9 protein-coding genes and 4 pseudogenes are annotated in these 14,091 nt (G+C 71.1%); 6 read left to right on the plus strand and 7 right to left on the minus strand.

Translation table 11 applies throughout. From position 1 onward, the window contains the following. Positions 1 to 107: 107 nt before the first annotated feature. Positions 108 to 1,283: a serine hydrolase domain-containing protein gene (locus ACQ86J_RS15800; protein WP_431271849.1), complete on the minus strand. Its 1,176-nt coding sequence runs from the start codon at positions 1,281 to 1,283 to the stop codon at positions 108 to 110. 174 nt (positions 1,284 to 1,457) lie between these two features. Between ACQ86J_RS15800 and ACQ86J_RS15805 the strand changes: the two are divergent. The 3 genes and pseudogenes from ACQ86J_RS15805 to arfB all read left to right on the plus strand — a co-directional run bounded on the left by ACQ86J_RS15805 (position 1,458) and on the right by arfB (position 3,988). Continuing rightward, a pseudogene (locus tag ACQ86J_RS15805) lies at positions 1,458 to 2,826 on the plus strand (ethanolamine ammonia-lyase subunit EutB). Continuing rightward, positions 2,823 to 3,569: an ethanolamine ammonia-lyase subunit EutC gene (gene eutC, locus ACQ86J_RS15810; protein ID WP_431271850.1), complete on the plus strand. Its 747-nt coding sequence runs from the start codon at positions 2,823 to 2,825 to the stop codon at positions 3,567 to 3,569. Before ACQ86J_RS15805 ends, eutC begins: the two are co-directional and overlap by 4 nt. Beyond that, on the plus strand, positions 3,563 to 3,988 hold the full coding sequence (gene arfB / locus ACQ86J_RS15815) for an alternative ribosome rescue aminoacyl-tRNA hydrolase ArfB (RefSeq protein ID WP_431271851.1): 426 nt from the start codon (positions 3,563 to 3,565) through the stop codon (positions 3,986 to 3,988). Before eutC ends, arfB begins: the two co-directional genes overlap by 7 nt. A gap of 116 nt (positions 3,989 to 4,104) precedes the next feature. Here the strand turns inward: arfB and ACQ86J_RS15820 are convergent, their stop codons facing one another. Together ACQ86J_RS15820 and ACQ86J_RS15825 are read right to left on the minus strand one after the other, a co-directional pair. Then, complete coding sequence (locus tag ACQ86J_RS15820) at positions 4,105 to 4,242, minus strand: hypothetical protein (protein ID WP_431271852.1); 138 nt, start codon at positions 4,240 to 4,242, stop codon at positions 4,105 to 4,107. A gap of 19 nt (positions 4,243 to 4,261) precedes the next feature. After that, a complete protein-coding gene (locus ACQ86J_RS15825; protein ID WP_431271853.1) occupies positions 4,262 to 4,549 on the minus strand; it encodes a hypothetical protein in 288 nt (95 codons plus the stop codon). A 337-nt stretch (positions 4,550 to 4,886) separates the two neighbouring features. On the opposite strand from ACQ86J_RS15825, the pseudogene ACQ86J_RS15830 reads away from it, so the two are divergent. From ACQ86J_RS15830 to bchM, 3 genes and pseudogenes are all read left to right on the plus strand, one after another. Then, positions 4,887 to 7,587, plus strand: a pseudogene (locus ACQ86J_RS15830) (DUF3479 domain-containing protein); the annotation flags it as partial. A gap of 106 nt (positions 7,588 to 7,693) precedes the next feature. Continuing rightward, positions 7,694 to 8,455 carry a cobaltochelatase subunit CobN gene (locus tag ACQ86J_RS15835; protein ID WP_431271854.1) on the plus strand — a complete coding sequence of 254 codons (762 nt, stop codon included), beginning with the start codon at positions 7,694 to 7,696 and terminating at the stop codon, positions 8,453 to 8,455. Positions 8,456 to 8,536: 81 nt separating this feature from the next. Next, positions 8,537 to 9,238, plus strand: coding sequence for a magnesium protoporphyrin IX methyltransferase (gene bchM / locus ACQ86J_RS15840; protein WP_431271855.1), 702 nt, complete (start codon positions 8,537 to 8,539; stop codon positions 9,236 to 9,238). A gap of 155 nt (positions 9,239 to 9,393) precedes the next feature. On the opposite strand, the gene ACQ86J_RS15845 is transcribed toward bchM, so the two are convergent. From ACQ86J_RS15845 to ACQ86J_RS15860, 4 genes and pseudogenes are all read right to left on the minus strand, one after another. Further along, entirely contained in the window at positions 9,394 to 10,470 is a 1,077-nt protein-coding gene (locus tag ACQ86J_RS15845; protein WP_431271856.1) for a BMP family ABC transporter substrate-binding protein, read from the minus strand. A gap of 29 nt (positions 10,471 to 10,499) precedes the next feature. Continuing rightward, a pseudogene (locus ACQ86J_RS15850) lies at positions 10,500 to 11,429 on the minus strand (ABC transporter permease). Continuing rightward, positions 11,422 to 12,789 (minus strand): ABC transporter permease subunit, encoded by a 1,368-nt coding sequence (locus ACQ86J_RS15855; RefSeq protein ID WP_431271857.1) that lies wholly within the window; start codon positions 12,787 to 12,789, stop codon positions 11,422 to 11,424. Before ACQ86J_RS15855 ends, ACQ86J_RS15850 begins: the two are co-directional and overlap by 8 nt. Before the next feature lie 178 nt (positions 12,790 to 12,967). Beyond that, positions 12,968 to 13,948: pseudogene (locus ACQ86J_RS15860) on the minus strand (ABC transporter ATP-binding protein); the annotation flags it as partial. Positions 13,949 to 14,091: the final 143 nt, after the last annotated feature.

Genomic DNA, 14,091 nt, shown 5'->3' on the forward strand with positions numbered 1-14,091 from the left:
CACCACCTTGGTGATGGTGACCTTGCCTACCGTCCAGCGCATGACATGTCCTCCGGCGGGCCGATTCAGACCTCCATGCCCTGCGGCGTTTCGGTCATCGGACCGCGTCAATCGGCGATCGCCGCATAGACCAGGTTGCGGATCAGGTTGCGGTAGTACTCACGCTGCCCGACGCCCTGCATCATGAAGACCGCGGTCAGCCGCTCCGCCGGGTCGATCCAGAAGAAGGTGCCGGCCATGCCGCTCCAGAAGAAGCTGCCGACCGAGCCGGGCGCGGTGGCAACGCCGCGATCCTTCCGCACCGCAAAGCCCAGGCCGAAGCCGTGGCCGAGCGGCAGGATGTCGCCGGCCCCCGGGATGCCGCCCAGGTGGTCGCTGGCCATCAGCTCCACCGTCTTGCGCGAGAGCAGCCGCGTGCCCTGGTACTGTCCACCGTCCGCCAGCATCTGCGCGAAGCGCAGGTAGTCGGCCGCGGTGCCGACCATGCCGCCGCCGCCGGATTCGAAGCTCGGCGGCTCGCGCACCTCCAGCAGGGTCATCGCCGCCGCGCCGGTATCGGGGTCCGTGGCGAAGCCCTCGGCCAACCGCCCTTGCTCAGCCGGCGGGACGTGAAAGCCGGTATCGACCATGCCGAGCGGGCCGCAGATCCGCGCCTGCAGGAAGGCGCCGAGCGACTGGCCGGACACCACCTCGATCAGCCGCCCCAGCACGTCGGTCGAGCGGCTGTATTCCCAGCGCGTGCCCGGCTGGTGCAGCAGCGGCAGGCGGCCGAGCGTCGCGACCTGGTCGGCATTGCTCTGCTCGCGTCGGGCGATGCCGGCCGCGGCATAGGCCTGCTGCACCGGGCCATTGCCGCGGAATTCGTAGGTGAGGCCTGAGGTATGCCGCAGCAGGTCCTGGATGGTGATGGGTGCGGCGGCCGGCATCGTGCCGCCGCCCGTCGCCGCCACCTGCATCTCGGCAAGCTCCGGCAGGTACTTGCTGATCGGCTCGCCCAGCAGCAGCCGGCCTTCCTCCACCAGCATCATGACGCCGACCGAGACCAGCGGCTTGGTCATGGAATAGATGCGGAAGATCGTGTCCGTCCGCATCGGCGCGCCGCCGGCCGGGTCGCGCCGGCCATAGGCCTCCTGCCACGCGACCTGGCCCCGGCGCGCGACCAGCACCACGGCGCCCGGCAGGTGGCCGGCGGCGATGCGTTCCTCCAGCACCGTGCCCATCGCCCGCAGCCGCGCGGCGGAGAGCCCCACCTCCTCCGGCCGGGCGGTCGGCAGCGCGGTCATGCCGAAACGCTCGGCAGCCAAGGGTTGGGGCGATCATGCATGCGCGGATCCTCCTGGCCTCGCGGGCCTTGGGTCCAGGCTGGTCCGCCGCGGCGGGACCCGTCAAGCGCCCATGGGTGCCGCGGCGGCCGAGTCCCGTGCTACTGAACGGCCTGTCGCGGGTGGAGAGGATGGATGGGCTTTGCGCAGGTGGTGGGCGGCACGCGCCATGTCTTCCCGGACCTGCGCACCCTGCTGGCCCGGGCCACGCCGCTGCGCTCGGGCGACGTGCTCGCCGGCGTCGCCGCCGAAAGCGCGCAACAGCGTGTCGCGGCCCAGCGCGCCCTGGCCGACCTGCCGCTGCGGCACTTCCTGAACGAGGTGGTGATCCCCTACGAGGCGGACCGAGGTCACGCGGCTGACCCTCGACCGGCACGATGCCGCCGCCTTCGCTCCCATCGCCCACCTGACCGTCGGCGGCTTCCGCGACTGGCTGCTGGCCGCGCCGGGCGACCTCTCGGCCCTCGCGCCCGGCCTGACGCCGGAGATGGTGGCCGCGGTCAGCAAGATCTGCCGGCTGCAGGACCTGGTGGCGATCGCCGCGAAGTGCCGCGTCACCACCCGCTTCCGCAACACGCTCGGCCTGCCTGGACGGCTGTCGATCCGGCTGCAGCCGAACGACCCGGTGGACGACCCGCGCGGCGTGGCCGCCGCCATCCTCGACGGGCTGCTGCTCGGCGCCGGCGATGCCGTCATCGGCGTCAATCCCGCCAGCGACAACATCGACACGACGGTGCGGGTGCTGGAAGCTGCTGGACGCGGTGCGGGACCGCTACGCCATCCCGACCCAGTCCTGCGTGCTGGCGCATGTCACCACCAGCCTGCTGGCAATCGAGCGTGGCGCACCGGTCGATCTCGTCTTCCAATCGATCGGCGGGACCGAGGGGTGAACCGCAGCTTCGGCGTCTCCCTCGCCCTGCTGCGGGAGGCGCGGGACGCCGCGCTGTCGCTGAACCGCGGCACCATCGGCGACAACGTGATGTATTTCGAGACCGGCCAGGGCAGCGCGCTCTCGGCCGAGGCGCATCACGGCTGCGACCAGCAGACGATCGAGGCCCGCGCCTATGCCGTGGCACGGGAATTCCATCCGCTGCTGGTCAACAGCGTCGTCGGCTTCATCGGCCCGGAATACCTGTTCGACGGCAAGCAGATCACCCGGGCGGGGCTCGAGGACCATTTCTGCGGCAAGCTGCTCGGCCTGCCGATGGGGGTGGATGTCTGCTACACCAACCATGCCGAAGCCGACCAGGACGACATGGACGCGCTGCTGACCCTGCTGGGCGTCGCCGGCGTCACCTACATCATGGGCGTACCGGGCGCGGATGACGTGATGCTGGCCTACCAGTCCACTTCCTTCCATGACGGCCTCTACCTCCGCGCCGCGCTCGGCCGCCGCCCGGCGCCGGAATTCGAGGCCTGGATGGAGTCCATGGGGATCGAGGCGGCGAGCGGCGCCGGCGAGTTGCCAAGCCGCATGGCGCCGGCCCTGGTGGGTCTGGCATGAGCGCCCCGACCCGCTGGGCGGAGCTGCGCCGCTTCACCACGGCCCGGGTCGCGCTCGGCCGCGCCGGCCATGGCCTGCCGACCGCGGCGCACCTGGATTTCCAGGAAGCCCATGCCCAGGCACGGGATGCGGTGCATTCAAGCCTCGACGCCGCGGCGCTCGAGGCCGCGCTGGCGCCGCTCGGCCTGCCGGTGGTGCGGATTGCCAGCCAGGCGCCGGATCGCCGCAGCTACCTGCTGCGCCCCGATCTCGGCCGAAGGCTGCGGGCAGCGGACCGGGACCGGCTGCCGGCCGCGCCGGGCGCCTTCCTTTTCGTGGTGGCGGATGGGCTCTGCGCCACCGGCGTGCAGGCCCGGGCCCCGGCGCTGATCGCCGCTGCCCTGCCGCTGCTGCGCCGTTCGGGGCTGGAGATCGCGCCGATCGTGGTGGCCGACCAGGCCCGCGTCGCGCTCGGCGACGAGATCGGCGGGGCGATGGGCGCCGCCATGGTCGCGGTGCTGATCGGCGAGCGGCCGGGCCTGACCGCGCTCGACAGCCTCGGCATCTATCTCACCTGGAATCCCCGCCCGGGGCGGGCCGATGCGGAGCGCAACTGCATCTCCAACATCCGGCCCGGCGGGCTTTCGCCCATGCAGGCGGCGGAGAAGCTGGCTTGGCTGACCGGCGCGGCGCGGCGGCTGGGCGAGACCGGAGTGGCATTGAAGGACGAGCAGCCGTCCGGGGTTCTGCTGCCGCCATGCTGATCCGGGTCACGCCGCGCATCAGCATCGAGGACGCGGAGTTGCAGGAGGACTTCCTGCGCGCTTCCGGCGCCGGCGGGCAGAACATCCAGAAGGTGGAGACCGCGGTCCAGCTGCGCTTCGACGTGGCCCGCAGCCCGAACCTGCCGGAGCCGGTGCGGCAGCGGCTGCTGCGGCTCGGCGGGCGGCGGATCACCGGGGACGGCGTGCTGGTCATCACCGCCCAGCGCCACCGGACCCAGGCCCGCAACCGGGAGGATGCGCTGGAACGCCTGCTGGAGCTGATCCGGGAGGCCGCGGTGCCGCCGCCCCCGCCGCGCCGCCCGACCAAGCCGACGCTCGGGTCGAAGACCCGCCGGCTGGAAGGCAAGGCGAAGCGCGGCGACGTCAAGCGGATGCGCGGCCGGCCCGACTCGGATTAGTCCGGTTCAGCTCGGCCGTCGCCCGGTCGGCGGCGGCCACCGCGGCGGCGGCGACCCGGCCCCAGCGGCGCTCGTAGCGCCGGCGGCCGAACAGCAGTCGCAGGAGGCGGACCAAATCAGGCCTCCCGCGCCGGCTTGCGCGGCGGGCTGGGCGGCTGGGAGAAGGGCGAGGCGGTGCTGGCCGCGGCCGGCTTCTTGACGCTGGCCTTCGGCTTCTTGGCCTCGCGGGTGCTGCGTTTCTGACCCTTGGCCATGCTGGCCTCCTCGGTCTTGTCAGGCTTGCGGGGTGGCGGGCGGCGCGCCGGCCAGCGCCCGCTCGGCCGCCAACGCTGCATCCAGGTCGGCCAGTTCCACCGGGATCACCTGCCGGCAATGGCCACCCGGGGTCGCTTCCCGCGTCAGGGTGGTGCCGACCCGGCGATAGGCGGTGAAGGACAGGCCGTCGATCAGTTCTTCCTCCGTCTCCAGCGCATAGGTCCCGGCCGGATGGGCCTCCTTCCAGCCGCGCAGGCGGAAGGGGCGGCTGAAAACCAGGGTCTCGCGGCGTATCCGGCTGGTCACGGCGGAGTCCTTGGGTTCGGGGCGACCGCGGGGACTTGCGGCTTTACTGACGCTGGTCTGTTACCGGGAAGACATGGCCCGACCGGATCGCCATTGCATCGGGCACGGACAAATAAATCCGGGGCTTATCCATTCGGCATGGGGCTGGGCGCCAGGGCGCCACCAACCGTCAACAAGGTTGGACGTCAGTTTAGATTGACACTTCGCGCACCCGGTCCAAAATGCCTGACACAGGCCTGTTCGAGGGGAAGTCCGTGAAGGCGACCGGCATGCGCCGCGCAGGTGGGGACGAGGGCTTTTGGCCATGAGCACCCCAGTCAGGGTCGCCATCGTCACCATGGACAGCCATTTCGGCGGGGCCGTCACCGCCGCCCGCAGCCAATTGCGCCGCAGCCTCCCCGGGCTGGAGCTGGTGCTGCACGCCGCCGACGAATTCGCCACCGACCCCACCGCCCTGGCCGCCTGCCTCGAGGATATCGGCCGGGCCGACATCATCATCGCCGGCATGCTGTTCCTGGAGGACCATATCCGACTGGTCGAGCCGGCGCTGGCGGCACGGCGGGACCATTGCGACGCGCTGGTCTGCTGCCTCTCGGCACCCGAGGTCATGCGGCTGACCCGGCTCGGCAAGTTCAGCATGGCCGGGGAGGCAAGGGGATCGTCGGCCTGCTCAAGCGGCTGCGCGGCAAGCCCAAGGGGGCGGCCGCCAGCGGCAAGGGCCAGATGAAGATGCTGCGGGAGCTGCCGAAGCTGCTGCGCTTCATCCCCGGCACGGCGCAGGACCTGCGGGCCTATTTCCTGACGCTGTCCTATTGGCTGGCGGGATCGGCCGACAACCTGGCCAATATGGTCGCCCTGCTGGTCAACCGCTACGCCGCGGGGCCGCGGCGGGCGCTGGCCGGCACGCTGAAGGTGGCACCGCCGATCGAGTATCCGGAATGCGGCCTGTACCACCCGCGCGCCAAGGAGCGGATCGGGGAGGATGTCGCGGCCCTGCCGCGCCCCGGCAGCCGCGGCACGGTCGGGCTGCTGCTGCTGCGCGCCTATGTGCTGGCGAACAATGCCAGGCACTACGACGGGATGATCGCGGCGCTGGAGGCGCAGGGGCTGAACGTCGTCCCTGCCTTCGCCTCCGGCCTCGATGCCCGGCCCGCCATGGAACGCTTCTTCATGCGGGACGGGGTGCGCAGGTGGATGCGGTGGTCTCGCTGACCGGATTCTCCCTGGTCGGCGGCCCCGCCTACAACGACGCGCATGCCGCCGAGGAGGCGCTCGCGGCGCTCGACGTGCCCTATGTCACGGCGCACCCGCTCGAATTCCAGACCATGCGGCAATGGAGCGCCGACAAGCGCGGCTTGCTGCCGGTCGAGGCGACCATGATGGTCGCCATCCCCGAGCTCGATGGCGGGGTCTGGCCGATGACCTTCGGCGGGCGCTGCGGCGCCTCGGACCAGCCTACCGAGCGCTGTCCCGGCTGCGACGGCGTGAACTGCGCCCGCGACATGGTGCCGCACCCCGAGCGCGCGGCGATGCTGGCGGCGCGCGTCGCCAAACTGGTGGCGCTGAGGCGGAGCGAGCGGGCCACGCGCAAGGTGGCGACCGTGCTGTTCAACTTCCCGCCCAATGCCGGCACGACGGGCACGGCCGCCTATCTCGGCGTCTTCGCCTCCCTGCTCAACACGCTGCGGGCGATGCGCGACGCCGGCTATACGGTGGAGGTGCCGGAGAGCGTCGACGCGCTGCGCGGGATGGTCATCGACGGCAACCGCGAACGGCACGGCACCACGGCCAATGTCGCCGCCCGCATCGGCGCCGACGACCAGCTCCGCCGCACGCCTTGGCTGGCCGAGATCGAATCCGCCTGGGGCCCGGCGCCGGGCCGGCAGCTGACCGATGGGCGCGACATCTTCGTGCTCGGCGTGCAGCTCGGCAACGTCTTCGTCGGCGTGCAGCCGGGCATGGGCTATGAGGGCGACCCGATGCGCCTGCTCTTCGAGCACGGCTTCGCCCCGACCCATGCCTTCACCGCCTTCTACCGCTGGATCCGGGAGGATTTCGGCGCCCATGCCGTTCTCCATTTCGGCACCCATGGCGCGCTGGAATTCATGCCGGGCAAGCAGGCCGGCATGTCCGGCCAGTGCTGGCCGGATAGGCTGATCGGCGACCTGCCGAACTTCTATCTCTATGCCTCGAACAACCCGTCCGAGGGGATGATCGCCAAGCGCCGCGCCGGGGCGACGCTGGTCAGCTACCTGACGCCGCCGGTGGCCTCGGCCGGCCTCTATCGCGGGCTGCTCGACCTGAAGGCCAGCATCGACCGCTGGCGCGGGCTGGAGCCGGACGCCGATATCGGCCAGCGCGCCGCGCTGTCCGGGCTGATCCAGGCGCAGGCAACCGAGGTCAACCTGGCGAGTGCCGAGCCGGTCTGGGGCGACACTGCGACGGCCGAGATCGACAGGCTCGGGCGCGCGCTGCTGGAGCTGGAATACACGCTGATCCCGCACGGGCTGCACGTGGTCGGCGAGCCGCCGAATCCCGAGCAGAGGGCGGAGATGCTGGACGCCGCCGGCGTGACCGACGTGGCGGAGCGCGCCAAGTTCGATGCGCTGCTCGGCACCGATTACGAGCTGCCGGGCATCCTGCGCGCGCTCGATGGCCGCTACATCCGGCCCGCGCCGGGCGGCGACCTGCTGCGCAGCATGGACGTGCTGCCGACGGGGCGGAACCTGCACGGCTTCGACCCCTTCAAGCTGCCCAGCGCCTTCGCAGTGCAGGACGGCGCCCGCCAGGCGCAGCGGCTGCTGGAACGCCATGCGGCAGACGGCAACGGGCTGCCGGAGACGGTGGCGATGGTGCTCTGGGGCACCGACAACCTGAAGACCGAGGGCGGGCCGATCGCCCAGGTGCTGGCGCTGATGGGCGCGGCGCCGCGCTACGACAGCTATGGCCGCTTGGCAGGGGCGGCGCTGCTGCCTCTGGCCGAGCTCGGCCGACCGCGGATCGACGTGGTGGTGACGCTGTCCGGCATCTTCCGCGACCTGCTGCCGCTGCAGATGAAGCTGCTGGCGGAAGCAGCGCTGCTGGCGGCTTCGGCCGACGAACCCGTCGAGCAAGAATTTCCTCCGCGCCCATGCGCTGGCGCATATGGCCCAGCATGGCGGCAGCATCGAGCAGGCGGCGCTGCGGGTCTTCTGCAATGCCGACGGCACCTATGGCTCGAACGTCAACGCGCTGGTCGGCGAAGGCGCCTGGAACGACGAGGACGAGCTGGCCGAGGCCTTCGTGAAGCGCAAGGGTTTCGCCTATGGCGTGGACGGCAAGCCGGCGCGGTCCGACGCGGTGCTGAACGCGGTGCTGGCGACGGTCGAGGTGACCTACCAAAACCTCGACAGCATCGAGGTCGGGGTGACGACGGTCGACCACTACTTCGACACGCTGGGCGGCATCAGCCGCGCGGTGCGGCGGGCCCGCGGCGGCACCGCGAGCGCCGTCTATATCGGCGACCAGACCCGCGGCGACGGCGTGGTCCGCACCATCTCCGAGCAGGTGGCGCTGGAGACCCGGACCCGGGCGCTGAACCCCAAATGGTACGAGGCCCTGCTGAAGCACGGCTTCGAGGGCGTGCGCGAGATCGAGGCGCATGTGACCAACACCATGGGCTGGTCGGCCACCACCGGCGACGTCGCCCCCTGGGTCTACGAGAAGCTGGCCGAGACCTTCGTGCTGGACCCGGAGATGCGGGACCGCATGGCGAAGCTGAACCCCACCGCCTCGGCCAAGATCGCCAACCGGCTGATCGAGGCGCAGGAGCGCAACTACTGGTCGCCCGATGCCTCGGTGCTCGACCGGCTGCGGCGGGCGGGCGAGGAATTGGAAGACAGGCTGGAAGGCGTCGCCGCCGCCTGAGGATAGCGATCGTCCACGGCCGCCGGGCCGTGGGCATGACTTGCCGCCGCAACGCATCTGGCCCCGGCCGGAGGAGAGACGATGCCGACCGCCACCTATGCGGATCGCCGCCAGCAGCTGGAGACCTATTTCGACCGCACCGCGGTCGAGGCCTGGAAGCGGCTGACCTCGGACGCTCCGGTCAGCGGCATCCGCGCCACCGTGCGGGCCGGGCGCGACACCATGCGCGCGACCCTGCTTGACTGGCTGCCTGCGGACCTGACGGGGCGGCGCATCCTCGATGCCGGCTGCGGCACCGGGGCGCTGGCGATCGAGGCGGCGCGACGCGGCGCGCATGTGGTCGCCGTCGACCTCTCGCCGCAGCTGGTGGCGCTGGCGCAGGACCGTATCGGGCACGACCATGGCGACGGGCGGATCGACTTCCGCGTCGGCGACATGTTCGACGCCGCCTGGGGGCATTTCGACCACGTGGTCGGGATGGACAGCCTGATCCACTACAAGCCGGCCGATGTGGTACGGGTGCTGGCGGGCATGGCCGCGCGCACCGGGGATCTGATGCTCTTCACCTTTGCCCCGAGCAGCGCCTTCCTGCAGGCCTTCCTCGCAGTCGGCCGGCTGGTGCCGCGCGGCGACCGGTCGCCGGCCATCGTCCCGGTGGCGGAGCATAAGCTGCGCCAGCGGATCGAGGCCGACCCGGCCTTCCAGGGCTGGCGCACCGCGCGCACGCATCGCGTGGCGCGGGGGTTCTATACGTCGCAGGCGCTGGAGGTGCTGCGGGGATAGAAGGCAAGGAAGGTTGGGGAGGAAAAAGCATTTCCTCCCCAAACCCCACCTTTGCTTTTTGTGGGCTTGCCACCCGCCGCGCGGCGAATGCCGACTCACAAAAATAGATGAGGGGGTCCGGGGGAGAATACCTTCTCCCCCGGCCTTACTTCCTGTCAGACCTTCCCCTGCACGCCCTCGACGAACCAGTTCATCGACAGGATCTCGGCATCCGTCATCGCCTTGCCGGCCGGCACCTTCACCGCGCCCGCCTGGTCCTTCAGCGGGCCGGCGAAGACCACCAGCTTGCCGGACTTGATCTCCTCGGTCTTGGCGCCAACCTCGGCCACCAGCGCCGGCGGCAAAGCGGGGTTGAAGCGCGACAGCTTGACCATCCCGCTCGCCATGCCGCCCCAGACATCGCCGCTGGTCCAGGTGCCGGCGATCGCCTGCTTCACCCGGTCGATGTAGTAGTCGTCCCAGTGCATCTCGACCGCGGTGGTGTGGGTCTTCGGGCCGTATTTCAGCATGTCGCTGTCATAGCCGCTGCACCACACGCCCTTCTCCTCGGCCGCCTGCACCACCGCGGTGCTGTCGGTGTGCTGCGTCAGGTAGTCGGCGCCCTGCGCCACCAGCGTGTCGGCCGCCGCGCGCTCCTTGCCCGGGTCGAACCAGTTGCTGGTGAAGATCACCTTAATCGTCGCGTTCGGGTTCACGCTGCGGGCGCCGAGCAGCACCGCGTTGATGCCCTGGATCACTTCCGGGATCGGGAAGGCGGCGACATAGCCGATGACCCCGGTCTTCGACAGGCGGCCGGCGATGATGCCGGTGAGGTAGCGCGGCTCGTAGTAGCGGCCGGAATAGGTCGCCAGGTTGGGGCCGCGCTTGTAGCCGGTCGCGTGCTCGAATTTCAGCTTCGGGAAGGCCTTCGCCACCTTCTCGGTCGGGTTCATGTAGCCGAAGGAGGTCGTGAAGATCAGCTGGTTGCCGTCCTGCGCCAGGCGGCGGATAACACGCTCCGCATCGGCGCCCTCGGGCACGTTCTCGACATAGCTGGTCTTGACGGCGGCGCCGAGCGCGGCGTCCACGGCGCGGCGGCCCATCTCGTGCTGGAAGGTCCAGCCGGCATCGCCGATGGGCGAGACATAGACGAAGCCGACCTTGTAGGGATCGGCCGCGGCGGCGCGGCGGCCCGTGGCAACGGCCAGCAGCGCCAGCGGCGCGGCTAGCAGCGAACGACGGAAGATGCTCATCCAGGGGGTCCCATTGCAGGTTTCGGGGGTCAGCCGGCAGCGCCGAAGGGCTTGCCCAGCGCCGCAGGGGCATTGAGCTTGAGCCGCGTCGCGTCGCGGGAGATCAGCACCAGCACCACCACGGTGGCGAGGTAGGGCAGCATCGACAGCAAATGCGGCGAGACATCGAGGCCGAAGGCGCCGGCGTGGAACTGCGCAATGGTGACGAAGCCGAAGAGCACGGCGCCGATCGCCAGCCAGGCCGGCTTCCAGGCGGAGAAGACCACCAGCGCGAGCGCGATCCAGCCGCGCCCGGCCACCATATTCTCGGTCCACATCGGGGTGTAGACCAGGCTGAGATAGGCGCCGGCCGTGCCCGCCATCGCTCCGCCGAACAGCACCGCGGCATAGCGCACCCGCAGCACCGAATAGCCGAGCGCATGGGCGACGTCGTGGCTCTCGCCCACCGCCCGCACCACCAGCCCGCGCCGCGTCCGGTAGAGGAAGGCCCAGACCAGGACGGGCGCCGCCAGCGCCAGCCAGACCACGGGGTCCAGCAGCATGAATTGCTGCGCCATGGGGCTGGCGGCATCGAGGTCCGGCCAGATCACCGTGGCCAGCCCGGTGATCGGCGTGCCCTGGTAAGGCAGGCCGATCAGCGCCGAGAGACCGACGCCGAAGATGGTCAAGGCGAGGCCGCAGGCGACCTGGTTGGCCTCGCAAGGTCAGCGTCAGGACGCCGAAGAGCAGCGCCATCAGCGCCCCGCCAGCGCCGCCACGACAAGCCCCAGCAAAGGGCTGCCGGTAGCGGCGGTGGCGATGAAGCCGGCCGCGGCGCCGACCAGCATCATCCCCTCGACGCCAAGGTTCAGCACCCCGGCGCGCTCCGCCACCAGCTCCCCGAACCCGGCCAGCAGCAGCGGCGTCGCGGCGCGCAGCGTCGCCACCAGCAGGGCAACCAGGGCGAAGGCGTCAGGCATGCCGGGCGTCCCGGACCACGACCAGGCGCTGGTCGATGAAGACGTCGGTGCCCAGCAGGAAAAACAGCAACATGCCCTGGATGGTCCCGGTCGCGGCGATCGGCAGCTGCATGGAGACCTGCAGCTGCTCCCCGCCCAGGTAGAGCAGCGCCATGAGCAGCGAGGCGCCGAGAATGCCGAAGGGATGCAGCCGTCCCATGAAGGCGACGATGATGGCGGCGAAGCCATAGCCCGGCGACATCACCGGCTGCAGCTGGCCGACCGGCCCGGCCGCCTCCAGCACCCCGGCCAGCCCGGCCAGGGCGCCCGACAGCACCAGGCTGAACCAGACCGCGCCAGTGGCGGAGAAGCCGGCATAGCGCGCCGCCTCCGGCGCCTGCCCCACCGTGCGCAGGCGGAAGCCGGTGACCGTGCGGCGCAGCAGCAGCCAGGCCAGCGGCACCGCCAGCAGCGCCAGCAGGAAGCCGGCATTGAGCCGGGATCCTTCGACCAGCACCGGCAGCAGCGCGTCGTCGTCGAACATCCGCGTCTGCGGGAAGTTGAACCCCTCGGGGTCGATCCAGGGGCCATGCACCAGCCAGCCGAGGAACTGCACGGCGACGTAGCTCAGCATCAAGGTCGTCAGGATCTCATGCGCGTTGAAGCGGGTCTTCAGCAGCGCCGGGATCGCGGCCCAGGCGGCGCCACCCGCCGCGCCGGCCAGCAGCATCAGCGGCAGCACCCACCAATGCCCCTCGCCGCCGAAGGCGAGCGCGACGCCGCCGCCGGCGATGGCGCCCATGGTCAGCTGCCCCTCGGCACCGATGTTCCAGACATTGGCGCGCACCCCCACCGCGATGCCGATGGCACACAACAGCAGCGGCGTCGCCTTCAGCCCCAACTCGGTCAGCCCGTCGAGCGTCGAGAGCGGCGCCAGGAACAGCGTCGCCAGCGCGACCAGCGGGTCGTAGCCCAGCAGGGCGAAGACCAAGCCGCCGCCGAGGGCCGCCAGCAGCGCCGCCAGCACCGGCGAGAGCCAGAGCATGGCGCGGGACGGCTCCGGCCTCGCCCTCAAGCCGCAGGCGCATGGCCCCCGTTCCGCGCCGCCCATCAGCAGGCCGATCCGCTCGATCGTCGCCTCCGCCACCGGCATGGGCGGGAACAGCCTCCCGCCGCTCAGCACCGCGATCCGGTCGGCGATCTCCAGCAGCTCGTCCAGATCCTCGCTCACCACCAACACCCCGGCGCCGGCGGCAGCCAGATCCATCAGGTCCTGGCGGATCGCCAGCGCGGCGCCGATATCGACTCCCCAGGTCGGGTGCGCCGCCAGCAGGACGCGCGGGCCGGCATCGATCTCCCGCCCGGCGATGAATTTCTGCATGTTGCCGCCCGAGAGACTGCGCCCCTGCGCGCCGATGCCCCGAACACCGCACGCCGAAGCGGCCGATCAGCCGCGCTGCCAGTGCGTTCACCGCCTTCAGGTCCAGCAGGCCGCGCGGCGCGGTGACCGCATCCACCCGCGTCAGCAGCGCATTTTCCGCCAGGGTGTATTCCGCGACGGCGCCGCGGCCCAGCCTCTCCTCCGGGATGAAGGCGAGTCCGCGCGCGCGGCGTTCGGCCGGGCCCAGCGCGCCGATCGGCCTGCCGTCCAGCAGCACGGCGCCGGGCGCCGCGCGGCGTTCCCCCGCCAGCGCCGCCAGCAGCTCCTTCTGCCCGTTGCCGGCGACGCCGGCGATGCCGAGGACCTCGCCGGCCCGGAGTTCCAAGGCGATGTCGCGTAGGGTGGTGCCGAAGGGCTCGGCGGCGGGCAGGGTCAGGCGGTCCACCACCAGGCAGGGCGCGCCCGCGGCATGGGCGGCTGGGCGATGGGTGCGGGCGAGGGCGCCGCCCATCATCATCTCGGCCAGCGATTCGGCGGTCTCGATCCGCGGGTCGCAGCGCGCCACCACCCGGCCGGCCCGCAGCACCGTCGCCGCGGTGCAGAGCGCGCGGATCTCCTCGAGCTTGTGGCTGATATAGAGCACCGAGCAGCCCTCGGCGGCCAGGCGGCGCAGCATGGCGAAGAGCCCGTCGGCCTCCCGCGGCGTCAGCACGCTGGTCGGCTCGTCCATGATCAACAGCTTCGGCCGCTGCAGCAGGCAGCGCAGGATCTCGACCCGCTGCCGCTCGCCGACGCTCAGGTGATGGACATGCCGGTCGGGCTCGACCGACAGCCCATATTGCGCGGCCATCTGACGGATCTCGGCGCCGAGCACGCCGAGGCCCTGCTTGCTGCCGAGACCGAGGGCGATGTTCTCCGCCACCGTCAGCGTCTCGAACAGCGAGAAATGCTGGAAGACCATGCCGATGCCGAGGGCACGGGCGGCATTGGGATCGGCGATCCGCACCGGCCGGCCTTCCCAGGCGATCTCGCCGGCATCGGGCGCGACGACCCCATAGACGATTTTCATCAGGGTGGACTTGCCAGCGCCGTTCTCGCCGAGCAGGGCATGGATCTCGCCCGGGGCAACGCCCAGCGCCACATCGTCATTGGCCAGCATGGCGCCGTAGTGCTTGACGATGCCGGTCAGCGCCAGCCGCAAAGGCAGGACCTGCCCCGCCGGGGTGCTGACGGGTCTGGTGGCCGTAGTTTCGCGCAATCGCGAGCCCTCCTGCCCTGCAGCTTGCAGCAACCATGCCACGG

It is taken from the genome of Dankookia sp. P2 (assembly GCF_050632255.1).
In the GTDB taxonomy this organism is placed as follows: Bacteria; Pseudomonadota; Alphaproteobacteria; order Acetobacterales; family Acetobacteraceae; genus Paracraurococcus.